The organism is Pseudomonas sp. GL_103, from assembly GCF_057835175.1.
The window spans coordinates 6194012-6208180 of the sequence record NZ_CM174420.1; the positions used below are offsets into that span (position 1 = coordinate 6194012).

The following is a 14169-nucleotide window of genomic DNA, read 5'->3' on the forward strand; positions in this document are numbered from 1 at the left end:
TCAATGAATCGCCAAATTTTTCGGCTGCCGATGCCACTGAAAATGCTGAAGGCACGCCCCGCCAACGCCTGCAGCCGATGACTGACCGGTCGTCCTTCGCATAACTTTCATCGGTTAAAGCGAAGCGGGGTTTGCCCGGTGTGACGCCGCCCCCTAGAATGCCCCGATGCGCGATGATCTCTCCCTTCTGCTGAACTCCCTCAACGATGCCCAACGCCAGGCTGTAGCAGCCTCCGTGGGTCGTCAGTTGGTCCTGGCCGGTGCTGGTTCCGGTAAAACCCGAGTGCTGGTGCACCGTATCGCCTGGTTGATCCAGGTCGAAAACGCATCGCCCCACTCCATCCTGTCGGTGACTTTCACCAACAAGGCCGCTGCCGAGATGCGCCAGCGCATCGAGCAGCTGATGGGTATCAACCCGGCCGGCATGTGGGTCGGCACCTTCCACGGCCTGGCGCACCGCTTATTGCGGGCACACTGGCAGGAAGCGGGCTTAAGCCAGACCTTCCAGATTCTCGACAGCGATGATCAGCAGCGGCTGGTCAAGCGGGTGATCCGCGAGCTCGGCCTGGACGAACAGCGCTGGCCGGCCCGTCAGGCCCAATGGTTCATCAACGGCCAGAAAGACGAAGGCCTGCGCCCGCAACACATCCAGGCCAGCGGCGACCTGTTCCTGGCGACCATGCGCGGCATCTATGAAGCCTACGAGGCCGCCTGCCTGCGTGCGGGCGTCATCGACTTCTCCGAATTGCTGCTGCGCGCCCTCGATCTGTGGCGCGATCACCCTGGCCTGCTTGCTCACTATCAAAAGCGCTTCCGGCACATCCTGGTGGACGAGTTCCAGGACACCAACGCCGTGCAATACGCCTGGTTGCGTCTGCTGGCCAAGGGTGGCGACAGCCTGATGGTCGTAGGCGACGATGACCAGTCGATCTACGGCTGGCGCGGCGCAAAAATCGAGAACATCTACCAGTATTCCGAAGACTTCCCGGACGCCGAAACAATTCGCCTGGAGCAAAACTATCGCTCCACCGCCGGCATCCTGAAGGCTGCCAACGCCTTGATCGCCAACAACACCGGGCGCCTGGGCAAAGAGCTTTGGACAGACGGCGGCGACGGCGAAGCGATCAATCTGTACGCCGCCTTCAACGAGCACGACGAAGCACGCTACGTTGTCGAAACCATCGAAAGTGCGCTGAAAACCGGCTTGTCTCGCAGCGATATCGCGATTCTGTACCGTTCCAACGCCCAATCGCGGGTTCTGGAAGAAGCCTTGCTGCGCGAGCGCATTCCCTACCGCATCTATGGCGGTCAGCGCTTCTTCGAACGCGCCGAAATCAAGAACGCCATGGCCTACATGCGCTTGCTCGAAGGCCGCGGTAACGATGCCGCGCTGGAACGGGTGATCAACGTGCCAGCCCGTGGCATCGGCGAGAAAACCGTCGAAGCGATCCGCGACCATGCGCGCCACAGCGATGTGTCGATGTGGGAAGCGATGCGCCAACTGGTGGCCAACAAAGGCCTGACCGGTCGCGCGGCCGGCGCCCTGGGCGCGTTTATCGAGCTGATCGAGAACCTCGCCGCCAAGTGCATGGAAATGCCACTGCACCTGATGACCCAGACCGTCATCGAGCAGTCGGGGCTGATCGCCTATCACGAAGCGGAAAAAGGAGAGAAAGGCCAGGCCCGGGTAGAAAACCTTGAAGAACTGGTCAGCGCTGCACGCAACTTCGAAAACAGCGAAGAAGACGAAGACCTGACGCCATTGGCAGCGTTCCTCGGCCACGCGTCGCTGGAGGCCGGCGATACCCAGGCCGACGAGCACGAAGACAGCATCCAGTTGATGACCCTACACAGCGCCAAGGGCCTGGAATTCCCTTACGTGTTCCTGGTGGGCATGGAAGAAGGCCTGTTCCCGCACAAGATGAGCCTGGAAGAACCCGGCCGCCTTGAGGAAGAGCGTCGTCTGGCCTACGTAGGCATCACCCGGGCCATGCAGAACCTGGTGATGACCTATGCTGAAACCCGACGCCTTTATGGCAGCGAGACCTACAACAAGGTGTCGCGCTTCGTACGCGAAGTTCCGAAAGGCCTGATTCAGGAGGTGCGGCTGTCCAACAGTGTCAGCCGTCCGTTCGGTGGCAACCAGTCGATGAGTGGCAGCAACCTGTTCAGCGGCAGCGAGATTCCGCAGACCGGCTTCAGCCTCGGCCAGACCGTACGCCATTCGGTGTTTGGCGATGGCGTGATCCTCAACTTCGAGGGCGCCGGGGCTCAGGCCCGGGTGCAGGTGAACTTCAGCGAAGGCAGCAAGTGGCTGATGTTGGGGTATGCCAAGCTGGAAGCAATCTAGCTTTTCTGTGCTGGCCTTAACTGATCTTGGAGGCGCAAACACATGGGCTCGGGCTTTTTTTCCTCCTGGACATTCTGGGCCCTGTTATCGGCGGCATTCGCGGCAATGACCGCCATTTTCGCGAAAGTCGGCATCGAAAACGTCAACTCCGACTTCGCCACCCTGCTACGTACGATAGTGGTATTGGTCAGCCTGGCCTTGATTTTGTACGCCACGGGCCAATATCAGTCATTGGGATCGATCTCTGCGAAGAGCTACCTGTTCCTGCTGTTGTCGGGCCTTGCCACCGGTGCATCGTGGATCTGCTATTTCCGCGCACTCAAGGTCGGTCCGGCGTCACTGGTTGCCCCAGTGGACAAACTCAGCGTGGTGCTGGTGGCTGTTCTTGGCGTTGTCCTGCTGGGTGAAAAACTCGATCTTCGCCAATGGGGTGGAATCGGTCTGATCACGGCCGGGGTGGTCATGCTGGCTCTGCGACGCTAGGCGACCGTCCTACAAACCCTGTCCACTCATCTGACAGATCAAAGTCAAAAGGCCTTCTTGCACTGACTGGAGCTGAACACGACCTGTCAGGCAAAAGCCCGAAACACTCTGCCGCTAGCCAGTAACACTTCACCTGTGCAACATGGCGCGCGTGCCTTCCACAAATGGGAATTCCCTTTATGAAACGTTTTCTTAGCATCGCCATGGCGTTGTGCATCGGCCTGACGATGAGTCTCGACGTCAATGCCGCCAAGCGCTTCGGTGGTGGCAAAAGCGCAGGCGCTGCGCCGACTCACCAGACCAGCCAGATGGCTCCTTCTTCTCCAGGCATGGGCGGCGCTGCGGCGACCGCTGGTGCTGCCGGTGCCGCTGGCGCTGCTGCCAAGGCCGGTGGCGCTTCGCGCTGGCTCGGCCCTCTGGCCGGTATCGCGGCCGGTGGCCTGCTGGCCTCCATGTTCATGGGTGACGGCTTCCAGGGCATGCAGATCTTCGACATCCTGATCATGGCCGTCATTGCGTTCCTGGTCTTCCGCTTTATCGCCGCCCGTCGTCGCAAGCAGCAGGAGCACTACGCTCCGGCTGGCCACGCGCCGATGCAACGTGAAGCGTTCGAACAAAAGCCTGCCGGCGGTTCGATCTTCGGTGGTTCGCCAGCGCCTGTTGCCGCTCGCCCGGTGATCAACGCGCCAGCCTGGTTCAACGAAGGAAACTTCGTCGAAGCGGCACGCAATCACTTCCAGTCCCTGCAACAGCACTGGGACGCCAACGAAATGGACAAGATCGCCGAGTTCGTGACCCCGCAAATGCTGGAGTTCCTCAAGCGTGAGCGTGCTGACCTGGGCGACGGCTTCCAGTCCACCTACATTGATAACCTCAATGTACAGCTGGACGGTGTGGACGATCGTGCCGACAAGACCATCGCCACCCTGACTTTCACCGGTGTATCGAAAACCTCGCGTTTCGACCAGGGCGAAGTCTTCAGCGAAAGCTGGAACATGGAACGTGCGCAGGGCGAAAACCAGCCTTGGCTGGTGGCCGGTATCCGCCAGAACGGCTGATCCTCCCCGGCGCTTCACTTGCTGCAAACAAAACCCCGGCTCAGGCCGGGGTTTTCTATTTCGCGGTTGCATCTATAGCAAGCTACTGTATAAACCGCCCCATATAAACCGCGCCATACAAGCAAGAGGATCCCGGACGTGGAAGAAATCATCGAACAACTGCGTGAAGCCAACGAACCGGTACCGGTCCCCTTGGAATTGCCCGACGAAGACCTGCTGGTCGAAATCGAAGAACAACTGTTCATCGATATTCCGTTCGTCTTCAGAGAGTTTCTGCTGACCGTCAGCGATGTGGTCTACGGCAGCCTGGAACCGGTCACCGTGACCGACCCGCAATCCCACACCTACCTGCCCGACGTTGCTGCCAACGCCTGGGACGCCGGCGTCGATCGCAGCCTGATCCCGATCTGCCAGGACGGTGATGACTACTATTGCGTCGAAGAAGACGGCACCGTGGTGCTTTGGCAAGCCGAAGAAGAGCTGATCGCCGAGGAAACCTGGGAGTCGGTTTGGCACTGGGCACGGGACGTCTGGCTGGAAAGCTGACCCAGTCAACGCCGCTGGGTGGTCAATGCCCGGACGACTCCTTGTGATTGTCGAGGGTTTCCAGCAACGCCACCTGCATCCGCGTATGCACACGAATGAACCAGCGCCACAACAGCGCCGCCACGGCGGCCGCGACCACGGCGATCAGCACCAGCAACTTGTTGGTCGGCAGAATACTGGCCGACAAGGCTGCCAACAGCAAAAAGATCACCAGCAGCGACAGGATCGGGATCACTTCGGCGATCACCCGGCGCACTCGCTGCGTGTGGCGCCCGGCCATCTCCGGCTTCACGCCCATTTCCGCCAGCAACATCGACAGTGCCTTTAGCTTGCGGTACGCCGCAATCAAAAAAGGCAGCGACAACAACAGCGCCCCACCCCAGATCAATGCCTTCTGCCAGCTCGGGTCGCTGATCCAGCCTTGCAGGTAAGCCGACATGCGCTCGGCGAAGTACGCGCCCGAAAAGAAGATCGCGATCACCAGCGCCAGATTGACTCCCACCTGCAGCAAGATCCTGCGAATCATGGATGCCAGTAACGCGCCCTCACCCTGCAGCTGGATGCTGCGCAGCCATTCGCCATACATCCCCAGCACCCGTCCCAGACGTTCTGGCATGGCGCTGGCGAGCTTGATCGACAATGGATCGGCCGCACGGATCAGATAAGGCGTAAGCAGGGTCGTGATCACCGAAACCGCCACAGCCACGGGGTATAAAAAGTTACTGGTGACCTGCAACGTCATACCCAGTGCCGCGATGATGAAAGAGAATTCTCCAATCTGTGAAAGACCCATCCCGACGCGCAACGAGGTACGTCCGTCATTGCCGGCGATAAATGCACCAAGGCCGCAGGACAACATCTTGCCGAGCACCACGGCTACCGTGATCACCGCAATCGGCCATGCGTATTGCAGCAGGATCTTCGGGTCGAGCATCAGCCCGATCGCCACAAAGAAAATGGCGCTGAACAGGTCGCGAACCGGTTCGATCAATCGCTCGATCTTCAGTAATTGCCGCGACTCGGCCATGATCGCGCCAATCAGGAATGCCCCGAGGACCATGCTGTATTCAAGCTTGACCACCAGCAGGCAGAAGCCAAAACACAGGCCCAGCACCGTGATCAACAGCATTTCGTTGCTTTCGAATCTGGCGACGTAGGCCAGCAGCCGCGGCACCATCAGGATGCCGATGACCAAGGCGACGATCATGAACAGCGACAGTTTGCCGACTGTGGAAAACACCTCGCCGGAGCTGACCGTACCGCTGACAGCGATGCTGGACAGCAACGCGATGATGCCGATGCCCAGAATGTCTTCGACGATCAGCACTCCGAATATCAACTGGGCAAATCGCTCGTTCTTCAGCTTCAGATCATTGAGCGCCTTGACGATGATGGTGGTCGAGGAAATCGCGAGGATCGCGCCGAGGAACAGTGAGTCCATGGTGTTCCAGTCGAACCAGCGACCAATCTCGTAGCCGATCCAGATCATCAGCACGATTTCCAGGAATGCCGCGATGAATGCCGTGGCACCGACCTTGAACAACTTGCGCAGGCTGAACTCCAGGCCCAGGCAGAACATCAGGAATATCACACCGAGCTCGGCCAGGGTCTTGATGGTCTCTTCGTCGTGAATCAGGCCGAATGGTGGAGTGTGCGGGCCAATGATGAATCCGGCGACGATGTATCCCAGCACCACCGGTTGTTTCAGGCGGTGGAAAACCACGGTGACCACACCTGCGATCAACATGATCACTGCCAGATCCTGAATGAAACTGATGGCATGCATGGCGTGAGACTCCCTGGATGGCATTGCTCGATCCCCGGACGCAGGAAAAGTCTTATCGAGCAGAACAAAAATCGGAATTGCACGTAGGAAATGCCCTTGAGGCAGGGCTTTTTGCAGGGTAACACCGCGACTTCTGGCAGAAAGGCGGTGCAATATATGGAAACAGATCGATCCGGCGTGACGGCGACCCTACGCCCGGCGTCCCGATAACTGTTGGTTTGAAAAAACCGCCGAGGCACCCGCAGAGGTGCATCCCTCAAACCTGGCCTTGACCCGTGAGAATGCTATGGAACCCGGAAACGCCCAGCTGTCGATGACGGTATTGATGACCCCCGACATGGCCAACTTCTCTGGCAATGTCCACGGCGGCACCCTGCTCAAATACCTCGACGAAGTGGCCTACGCCTGCGCCAGCCGTTATGCCGGCCGCTATGTGGTGACCCTGTCGGTGGATCAGGTCATTTTCCGTGAGCCGATCCATGTCGGCGAACTGGTGACCTTTCTCGCCTCGGTCAACTACACCGGCAACACCTCCATGGAGGTGGGCATCAAAGTGGTGACCGAGAACATCCGCGAACGCTCGGTGCGTCACACCAACAGTTGCTTCTTCACCATGGTCGCGGTGGATGACCAGCGCAAACCCGCATCGGTACCACCGTTGCAACCGCAGAACAGCGAAGACAAGCGCCGCTATATGCAGGCCCAACAGCGCCGGCAGATTCGCCAGGAACTGGAAAAGCGCTATCAGGAAATCAAGGGCGACGCTTAAAGCTAAAGATCGCAGCCTGCGGCAGCTCCTACAACCAGGTCACATTCCCTTGTAGGAGCTGCCGCAGGCTGCGATCTTTCTGCCCAAATCTGATTAAAAGCTGATCGAAGTCGCCTCGAACCGCACCCGCGGATGCGCAATCCGGTCCTGAGCCCGAACCAGTTCCAACTCGTAGCTGGCGCACGCCTGGGTTTCCAGCAGCACTTCATGCACCGCCGACGCCGTGAACTCGAAAGCGGCCACCAGGCTGTCGCCCAACAGCACACGCGCCAGGAACAGACCGGACGTCAGATCGCCCACGCCCACCGGCTGACGCGGGAACGCCAGCAACGGGCGCTGCAAATGCCAGCTGCCTTCGGCCGTCACCAGCAACATCTCGAAGGCCTCTGCCGATTTTCCTGGGTAGTCCAGATGCTTGACCAGCACCGCTTTCGGACCGTGCACCAGCAATGCACGCGCCATTGCCAGGCAATCGAACAGCGATTGCGGCTTGCGCCCGGAGAAGCTGTCCAGCTCCAACTGGTTCGGGCACATGAAGTCCGCCACGGCGGCGGCCTCTTCCAACAGGAAATCACTGACCTCCGCCGGAACACTGCAGCCCTTCTCCGGATGCCCCATGACCGGGTCACACAGGTACAGCGCCTTGGGATTCATCGACTTGATCCGCGCCACCCCCGTCAGAATTGCCCGGCCCTGGGCCGCACTGCCGAGGTAACCGGAGAGCACCGCATCGCAGTTGCCCAGCTCGCCAATCGCCGCAATGCCTTCGACCAGGTCAGGTATCTGGTGCGGTGCCAGCACTTCACCGGCCCACTGACCGTACTGGGTGTGATTGGAGAACTGCACGGTGTTGAGCGGCCAGACATTCACCCCGACCCGTTGCATCGGGAAAACCGCGGCACTGTTGCCGGCGTGACCGAATACCACGTGGGACTGGATAGCGAGCAAATGCGGTGTACGTTTCATGCGGTGGATTTCCGTAAAACGATTGAAATTCTAGCCGCGCAGTATGCGACTAAACGCAGCCTGTACGACAGACCAGCGACGCAGTTAAGCTGACACTATCTTGTTGGAGCACCCTGTTGATGCTGACCCTCGGAAATATATTCGTGCTGATGCTGTTCGCCACTGCCGGCGCATGGCTATGGCACAACCACGGCTTGCGCGAGCGCGCGCTGGAGCGGGTCAAGCAGCATTGCGGCAAGCTCGGGATCGAATTGCTCGACGGCAACGTGGCCTTGAAAAGAATCGCGTTCATCAAGGATGCCAGTGGTCGGCGACGCCTGGCCCGTGTGTATAACTTCGAATTCACCGTGACGGGCGAAACCCGCCACAACGGCACCATTACCCAGTTCGGCGCTCACAGCGCACAGATTGAGCTGGCGCCCTACCCGGTCCCGTTCGACGAAACCGAACCGGTGGTCGACGTGGCGAAACCTCGCGCGGAAGTGATCGAGCTGAGCCAGTGGCGTCAGGACCATACCAAGTGGCGGCCTTGAGCCGTTAACCCGATCCGGGTCGGCACGCTGCCAGCTCACGCTGCAACCGTTCTGCATTCTGCGGCTCACTGAAAATCAGCTCGATACGCGAATCCTGCCGCCATTCACTGGGCTGCCAGTCCAGCGCCGAGTTATCCACCGCATTCGCCGAGATCCACCCGTTGGCACTGTGGATAACCAGCTTCGCCCGTTTCCAGCCAAGGCTTTCAAGCCACCGGCCAACCAGAGCGGCATCAAACACCTGGCTTGGGTGCCAACGCCATCCGATGCTCCAGCCTCCGTCCTGTTCCTGACTCAAGCAAATGGGCAACGCGGGATCGCTCCAGACCGCCGGCAGCTGTGCCAGTCCCTTGGGCAAGACGAAGTTATCCACACCTGCCCGCGCTTTGGCATTCAGCCCCGGCAACTCGCTCAAGGGTAAAGCCGCTTGTTGCGTCCAGCACAGGGGGAGCGGCGGTAATTGCCCGGCGATACGCTGGCGACTGTCTTCTTCGACACCTTCAGACTTGTTCAACAGCAGCAATCCCGCATGGCCCAGCGCTTGCTGTTGAACATCCGGCAGCGGTTTGCCAGCGGCGAGCGCCTGGGCATCCAACACCAGCACACAAGGCTGGACAGCCAACACGCCTTGCCACGGCGCTTCGCTCAATTGCCTGAGCAACTGCGCCGGATGCCCCAACCCGGAGGGCTCGATGAACAGCCGATCCGGTTGTGCCTTGCGCAACAAACGCCCAAGACCAATCTGAAACGGTGCACCGTTGACGCAACACAAGCAGCCCCCGGCCACTTCCCCCAGTGCGATACCATCGGCGTCCTGGGTCAGTAGTGCAGCGTCGAGACCGATCTGGCCAAACTCGTTGATCAACACCGCCCAGCGCTCGCCAGCCGGGCGCTGGGCCAGCAGGTGCTTTATCAGGCTGGTCTTGCCGGCGCCCAACGGGCCGGCAATGACATGAGTGGGGATATTCTGCAGCATGGTTGATGATTTCTGAGGAGGTGGTGGATGCGGTTGATCGGCTTGTCGTTGTTCCTGGCACTCGTTTCAGGCGAGGCGCTGGCCCAGGCTTGTGTGGTTCACAGCCAGGGCGAGCGGCTTGATGTCCAGGTTTGCCAGCAGAACCGCAACATCCCGCCAAAACTCTTCGCCGATGGTTTCTGCCAACCGAACCTGGCGGGGCAGAAAGTCGATGTGCAGTATGTCGATCAATGCCCCGGTGGCGCATTTGGTATCTGCAGCAACGCCCAAGTCGCCAATATGCCCTACCGACAGGATATTCACTATTACGGCGTTGCCACCGACGCGGCGTATTTGCAGCCGTACTGCGAGGCCCAGAGCCAGGGCACCTGGCTCAAGCCCTGAAGCGCCAGTAGTGGATCAGGCGGCCTCTTCATACCAAGAGCCGAATGGATCAGGCAGCAAACGCCAGCCCTCTACGCCCAGCGCCAATTCCTCATCGCTCAGCAGGCATGCGTCCAGCTCGGCCGTGAGCTGCGTGAAGTCGATGTTCTGGCCGATGAATACCAGTTCCTGGCGACAGTCCCCGCTGTCGGCGCTCCAGTTTTTCATGATCCCGGTGGTACTTTCTTCGTCCTGCGGCCATTGGTTTTTCGGTACGAAACGCCACCAGCGCCCGGCAAAGCCATAGCGCATCAAACCACCGGCCTGAGACCAACTGCCAGCGTCCATGTGCTTGCTCGCCAGCCAGAAAAAGCCCTTGGAGCGCAGCAGCTTGCCGTTGTCCCAAGGACCGTCGATGAAGTTGAAGAAACGCTGCGGATGAAACGGCCGGCGAGCCCGGTAAGCGCTGGAGGCAATGCCATATTCTTCGGTTTCCGGCACGTGTTCGCCGCGCAGCTCCTGCAACCATCCCGGTGCCTGGGCAGCCTTTTCGAAGTCAAAACGACCGGTGTTGAGAATCTTGTTCAAGGGGATTTCGCCCATTGCCATCGGAATGATTTCCGCCCGGGCGTTGAGCCGTTCAAGTATGGCGATCAGCTCTTCGCGTTGGTGGCTGCTGATCAAGTCGATCTTGCTGAGCAAAATCACATCGGCGAACTCGACCTGCTCGATCAACAGATCGGTAATCGAGCGTTCGTCTTCTTCTCCAAGGGTTTCTCCTCGGGAAGCCAGGCTTTCGGCAGCCTGGTAATCGAGCAGGAAGTTCATGCCATCGACCACCGTGACCATGGTGTCGAGACGTGCGATGTCGTTGAGGCTCTGGCCGTTTTCATCGCGGAAGGTGAAGGTTTCCGCCACCGGCAGCGGTTCGGAAATACCGGTGGACTCGATCAGCAGATAGTCGAAGCGACCCTCCCTGGCGAGTTGACTCACCTCCTCCAGCAAGTCTTCACGTAACGTACAGCAAATACACCCGTTACTCATCTCCACCAACCGTTCTTCGGCTCGGTTTAGGCTGACATCACGCTGGACTTCGGTGCCATCGACGTTGATTTCGCTCATATCATTGACGATGACTGCAACTCGCAATCCATCGCGATTACGTAGTATGTAATTAAGAAGTGTACTTTTTCCGGCGCCAAGAAAGCCGGAGAGAACGGTCACGGGGAGTCGATTGGACATCTGCATATTCCTCACAGGGATGCCCGGTCGCTGTGTCGGGCTTACACAATGTTATACTGTAACATAGCAAATAAACCATCCCCTCTTGCCCGGCAGGACAAAGGACACGATGCTGAATGCCGCTCCCCTCGTGAGAAAACCCATGCGCAACGCCCTTAAACCTGCATTGATCATGCTTTCCCTGCTGGTGGCTGCCGACGCGATGGCCCAGGCCCCGAGCCTGGCCAAGTGCACCCGCAGCGCCAACCTGCTGGCCTGCGTGGATGCGGATGGCAACGCCTACAGCGTCAATACTGCCGGAAGCACGATCTATCTGCGGGGTTTCGAAACGGCCGGCAAACGCTATTGGGCACAAACCAACAGCCGCTACGGTCAGCTGACGTTTTTCACCGGCATCGCTTCCGATGGCGAGGCCTGGGTTGGCTACAACCGGCGCGTCGGCTGGACCACGATCAACCGCTTTTCCAGCTCCGGCGGCAGCAGCGCCAGGTTCACTTGCAGCCGGATCGCTGGCTGTTAGGCCTCTTTGTTTTTCTGTTGATGGCGTGAAATCAGGCTGAGCATGTGGTGGTTGCCCATGATGAAAGTCCGCTCATGGAAAAGGCATCGTCGATTGCATTGTTATACTATAACATGCCAAATCTACTCCCACGATGGACCTGCTCATGAATGCGCTGACTCTGCCGGATATCGCCGCGCAGGCCTCACGCCAAGCCCTGCCACTGGAGTGGGTGGGCATGTGCGGCATTGCTCTTCCCGTTTTGTTTGATGGCCAACGACTGAATGCAAAGGCCGATGCCGGCGTGAGCCTCGACGATGGCAACGCGCGCGGCATTCACATGTCACGGCTCTATCTGGCGCTCGAATTGTTGGAGCAGGAAAACCTTTCACCGGCTTTATTGCGGCGGGTTTTGCAGCGTTTTCTTGAGAGCCATGAGGGGCTGTCCAGCAGCGCTCACTTAACCCTTCACGCCGATTTGTTGCTGAAAAGGCCGGCGCTGATCAGTCCACTGGCTGGCTGGAAAAGCTATCCGGTCAGCATCGAAGCACGTTTGAAAAACGCAATGTTCCACGTGGAACTAAAAATCGATGTGCCTTATTCCTCAACCTGCCCGTGTTCCGCGGCCCTTTCTCGACTGTTGATTCAGCAGCAGTTCGTCGATGACTTCGCCAACAAGGCACTGCAGCACGCCGACGTTTTAGCGTGGCTCGGCTCCACGAACGGCATCGTCGCCACACCTCACAGCCAACGCAGCAGCGCAAAGTTGCGCGTACGGCTGGCTGATTTTCTGGACGAGTTGCCTCTGATCGCCGTCATCAACGACGTCGAAGCCGCACTCGGCACCGCCGTTCAAACAGCGGTAAAACGCGCCGACGAACAGGCCTTCGCCCTGGCCAATGGTCAGAACCTGATGTTCTGCGAGGACGCCGCACGCCGTTTGAATCTGGCCCTCAAGCGCTCCACAGGCATCAATGCCTTCCACATTCGTGTCATCCACGCCGAAAGCCTGCACGCCCATGACGCCGTAGCCGAAAGCCGTTTCAACTGGGAGCTCGCATGATTGCTTGCCACGCCTTGCGCTGGGGTGCACCGGGGCAGCCACTCACACCCGCGCTGGACTTCGAACTGTCGAAGGGCAGCCTGACCGCCATCATCGGTGCGAACGGCTCCGGGAAAAGCAGCCTGTTGAAGGTCATCGCCGGCTTGCAAAAACCGTTGGCCGGAAAGGTTCGACTGAGTGTTCCACTCAAGGGCGGTGTGTCGTTCCTGCCCCAGCAACAACACCTGGACAGGCAATTTCCGATCAGCCTTCAGGCATTGGTCGCCGCCGGTTTCTGGGGCAACAAACAGTCACCCGAGATCCGCAGCCAACGACTGAACACCGTCCTCGAAAATTGGTGCCTGACCGGCCTGGAAGATCGACCGTTGATGGCCCTCTCCGGCGGCGAATTGCAACGCGCCCTGCTCGCCCGATTGAGCCTGACCGATGCACCCTTGCTGTTGCTGGATGAGCCCCACGCGGCCCTCGATGAACTCGGCCAGGCATTGCTCTGGAAGCACATACACGAATGGCACCTCGAAGGCCGGACACAGGTGGTCGTGTGCCATGACCTCGCCGCTGTCCGCGAGCACATCCCACACACGTTGCTGATCAAAAGCAGTGGCTGCGCATTCGGCCCGAGCACCGAACTGATTCGCCAACCACCACAAGCGCAGGTGGCCTGATGATCGCTGCCGCGCATCTTTGGCAACCGTTCCACGAGTTCGTGTTCATGCGTCGGGCGCTGCTCGGTGGTTTGCTTTTGGCGTGCAGTACGGCGCCCCTTGGGGTGTTTCTGATCCTCAGGCGCATGAGCCTGATCGGCGATGCCGTCGCCCACGGCATCCTTCCCGGTGCGGCCCTGGGCTTCTGGTTTGCCGGATTGAGCCTGCCGGCGTTGACCATCGGCGGCCTCGGTGCCGGCCTGAGCATGGCCGGCCTCGCGGCCTGGATTACGCGACGCACCGGCCTGCGAGAGGACGCCAGTCTCGCGGCGATTTACCCGATTTCACTGGCCAGTGGCGTGTTGATTCTCGGCATCGCCGGCAAACGCCTGGACCTGTTGCACCTGCTGTTTGGTTCGGCGCTGGCGGTCGACGGCCCGACCTTGACCGGCATGCTTTGGGTCTCGGGCCTGAGCCTGATTGCCATGGCATTGATCTACAAACCACTGCTGCTCGACACCCTCGACCCGCTTTTTCTGCAAACCGTCAGCCGACTCGGCCCACTGGCCCACGGCGTGTTCCTGACGCTGGTGGTGTTGAATCTGGTCATCGGTTTCCAGGCGATCGGCGCGTTGATGGTGGTCGGCCTGATGATGTTGCCTGCCGCCGCGGCGCGTTTCTGGAGTCGTCGCCTGCCGGTGCTGATCGTCGTCGCCGCCCTTCTCGGCAGCCTCTCGGTGTGTCTCGGTTTATTGATCTCGTTCTATTACTCGCTGCCCAGTGGCCCGGCAATCGTACTGGTGGCCGGCGGTGGGTATCTGTTGTCCGTGGTGTTCGGACCAGTGCACGGCTTGCTGCGCCGCCCGCCTTTGCTCACATCCCAATGAGGTG

Annotated in this window: 15 protein-coding genes; 11 read left to right on the forward strand and 4 right to left on the reverse strand. The window is 59.6% G+C overall.

Annotated elements, in window-relative coordinates:
- Nucleotides 1–166: 166 nt before the first annotated feature.
- The 4 genes from uvrD to AC3IP0_RS28070 all read left to right on the forward strand — a co-directional run bounded on the left by uvrD (nucleotide 167) and on the right by AC3IP0_RS28070 (nucleotide 4437).
- Nucleotides 167–2350, forward strand: coding sequence for a DNA helicase II (gene uvrD / locus AC3IP0_RS28055; protein ID WP_489317724.1), 2184 nt, complete (start codon nucleotides 167–169; stop codon nucleotides 2348–2350).
- Between the two features lie 42 nt (nucleotides 2351–2392).
- On the forward strand, nucleotides 2393–2833 hold the full coding sequence (locus AC3IP0_RS28060) for an EamA family transporter (protein WP_007971691.1): 441 nt from the start codon (nucleotides 2393–2395) through the stop codon (nucleotides 2831–2833).
- A gap of 179 nt (nucleotides 2834–3012) precedes the next feature.
- Nucleotides 3013–3891: a Tim44 domain-containing protein gene (locus AC3IP0_RS28065; protein WP_489326372.1), complete on the forward strand. Its 879-nt coding sequence runs from the start codon at nucleotides 3013–3015 to the stop codon at nucleotides 3889–3891.
- Between the two features lie 138 nt (nucleotides 3892–4029).
- Nucleotides 4030–4437, forward strand: coding sequence for an SMI1/KNR4 family protein (locus tag AC3IP0_RS28070; RefSeq protein WP_003187120.1), 408 nt, complete (start codon nucleotides 4030–4032; stop codon nucleotides 4435–4437).
- Between the two features lie 22 nt (nucleotides 4438–4459).
- Here the strand turns inward: AC3IP0_RS28070 and AC3IP0_RS28075 are convergent, their stop codons facing one another.
- Nucleotides 4460–6223 carry a cation:proton antiporter gene (locus tag AC3IP0_RS28075; protein ID WP_489317726.1) on the reverse strand — a complete coding sequence of 588 codons (1764 nt, stop codon included), beginning with the start codon at nucleotides 6221–6223 and terminating at the stop codon, nucleotides 4460–4462.
- Between the two features lie 286 nt (nucleotides 6224–6509).
- Here AC3IP0_RS28075 and AC3IP0_RS28080 point away from each other — a divergent pair, with 286 nt between their 5' ends.
- On the forward strand, nucleotides 6510–6992 hold the full coding sequence (locus AC3IP0_RS28080) for an acyl-CoA thioesterase (protein ID WP_007934430.1): 483 nt from the start codon (nucleotides 6510–6512) through the stop codon (nucleotides 6990–6992).
- Nucleotides 6993–7085: 93 nt separating this feature from the next.
- Here the strand turns inward: AC3IP0_RS28080 and pdxY are convergent, their stop codons facing one another.
- Complete coding sequence (gene pdxY, locus AC3IP0_RS28085) at nucleotides 7086–7958, reverse strand: pyridoxal kinase PdxY (protein WP_489326373.1); 873 nt, start codon at nucleotides 7956–7958, stop codon at nucleotides 7086–7088.
- Between the two features lie 119 nt (nucleotides 7959–8077).
- On the opposite strand from pdxY, the gene AC3IP0_RS28090 reads away from it, so the two are divergent.
- Nucleotides 8078–8491 (forward strand): DUF3301 domain-containing protein, encoded by a 414-nt coding sequence (locus AC3IP0_RS28090; RefSeq protein WP_046038851.1) that lies wholly within the window; start codon nucleotides 8078–8080, stop codon nucleotides 8489–8491.
- Between the two features lie 4 nt (nucleotides 8492–8495).
- Here AC3IP0_RS28090 and AC3IP0_RS28095 read toward each other — a convergent pair whose 3' ends face one another.
- On the reverse strand, nucleotides 8496–9467 hold the full coding sequence (locus tag AC3IP0_RS28095) for a CobW family GTP-binding protein (protein WP_489317729.1): 972 nt from the start codon (nucleotides 9465–9467) through the stop codon (nucleotides 8496–8498).
- Nucleotides 9468–9494: 27 nt separating this feature from the next.
- Here AC3IP0_RS28095 and AC3IP0_RS28100 point away from each other — a divergent pair, with 27 nt between their 5' ends.
- A complete protein-coding gene (locus tag AC3IP0_RS28100) occupies nucleotides 9495–9851 on the forward strand; it encodes an NADH:ubiquinone oxidoreductase (RefSeq protein ID WP_223443696.1) in 357 nt (118 codons plus the stop codon).
- 15 nt (nucleotides 9852–9866) lie between these two features.
- Here AC3IP0_RS28100 and zigA read toward each other — a convergent pair whose 3' ends face one another.
- Nucleotides 9867–11072, reverse strand: coding sequence for a zinc metallochaperone GTPase ZigA (gene zigA, locus AC3IP0_RS28105; RefSeq protein WP_489317730.1), 1206 nt, complete (start codon nucleotides 11070–11072; stop codon nucleotides 9867–9869).
- Between the two features lie 142 nt (nucleotides 11073–11214).
- Here zigA and AC3IP0_RS28110 point away from each other — a divergent pair, with 142 nt between their 5' ends.
- From AC3IP0_RS28110 to AC3IP0_RS28125, 4 genes are all read left to right on the forward strand, one after another.
- Entirely contained in the window at nucleotides 11215–11592 is a 378-nt protein-coding gene (locus tag AC3IP0_RS28110; RefSeq protein ID WP_489317731.1) for a glutamine synthetase, read from the forward strand.
- A 145-nt stretch (nucleotides 11593–11737) separates the two neighbouring features.
- Nucleotides 11738–12634 carry a GTP cyclohydrolase FolE2 gene (gene folE2, locus AC3IP0_RS28115; RefSeq protein WP_489326374.1) on the forward strand — a complete coding sequence of 299 codons (897 nt, stop codon included), beginning with the start codon at nucleotides 11738–11740 and terminating at the stop codon, nucleotides 12632–12634.
- Nucleotides 12631–13299 (forward strand): metal ABC transporter ATP-binding protein, encoded by a 669-nt coding sequence (locus AC3IP0_RS28120; RefSeq protein WP_489317733.1) that lies wholly within the window; start codon nucleotides 12631–12633, stop codon nucleotides 13297–13299. Before folE2 ends, AC3IP0_RS28120 begins: the two co-directional genes overlap by 4 nt.
- Nucleotides 13299–14165 (forward strand): metal ABC transporter permease, encoded by an 867-nt coding sequence (locus AC3IP0_RS28125; protein WP_489326376.1) that lies wholly within the window; start codon nucleotides 13299–13301, stop codon nucleotides 14163–14165. Before AC3IP0_RS28120 ends, AC3IP0_RS28125 begins: the two co-directional genes overlap by 1 nt.
- Nucleotides 14166–14169: the final 4 nt, after the last annotated feature.

Bases quoted from the DNA above. Each gene is read 5' to 3' on its own strand.
- AC3IP0_RS28065 (WP_489326372.1), top strand. From the start codon at position 3,013: ATGAAACGTTTTCTTAGCATCGCCATGGCGTTGTGCATCGGCCTGACG.
- AC3IP0_RS28100 (WP_223443696.1), top strand. From the start codon at position 9,495: ATGCGGTTGATCGGCTTGTCGTTGTTCCTGGCACTCGTTTCAGGCGAG.
- AC3IP0_RS28095 (WP_489317729.1), bottom strand. From the start codon at position 9,467: ATGCTGCAGAATATCCCCACTCATGTCATTGCCGGCCCGTTGGGCGCC.
- folE2 (WP_489326374.1), top strand. From the start codon at position 11,738: ATGAATGCGCTGACTCTGCCGGATATCGCCGCGCAGGCCTCACGCCAA.
- uvrD (WP_489317724.1), top strand. From the start codon at position 167: ATGCGCGATGATCTCTCCCTTCTGCTGAACTCCCTCAACGATGCCCAA.
- AC3IP0_RS28090 (WP_046038851.1), top strand. From the start codon at position 8,078: ATGCTGACCCTCGGAAATATATTCGTGCTGATGCTGTTCGCCACTGCC.
- AC3IP0_RS28060 (WP_007971691.1), top strand. From the start codon at position 2,393: ATGGGCTCGGGCTTTTTTTCCTCCTGGACATTCTGGGCCCTGTTATCG.
- AC3IP0_RS28120 (WP_489317733.1), top strand. From the start codon at position 12,631: ATGATTGCTTGCCACGCCTTGCGCTGGGGTGCACCGGGGCAGCCACTC.
- AC3IP0_RS28080 (WP_007934430.1), top strand. From the start codon at position 6,510: ATGGAACCCGGAAACGCCCAGCTGTCGATGACGGTATTGATGACCCCC.
- zigA (WP_489317730.1), bottom strand. From the start codon at position 11,072: ATGTCCAATCGACTCCCCGTGACCGTTCTCTCCGGCTTTCTTGGCGCC.
- AC3IP0_RS28110 (WP_489317731.1), top strand. From the start codon at position 11,215: ATGCGCAACGCCCTTAAACCTGCATTGATCATGCTTTCCCTGCTGGTG.
- AC3IP0_RS28075 (WP_489317726.1), bottom strand. From the start codon at position 6,223: ATGCATGCCATCAGTTTCATTCAGGATCTGGCAGTGATCATGTTGATC.
- AC3IP0_RS28125 (WP_489326376.1), top strand. From the start codon at position 13,299: ATGATCGCTGCCGCGCATCTTTGGCAACCGTTCCACGAGTTCGTGTTC.
- pdxY (WP_489326373.1), bottom strand. From the start codon at position 7,958: ATGAAACGTACACCGCATTTGCTCGCTATCCAGTCCCACGTGGTATTC.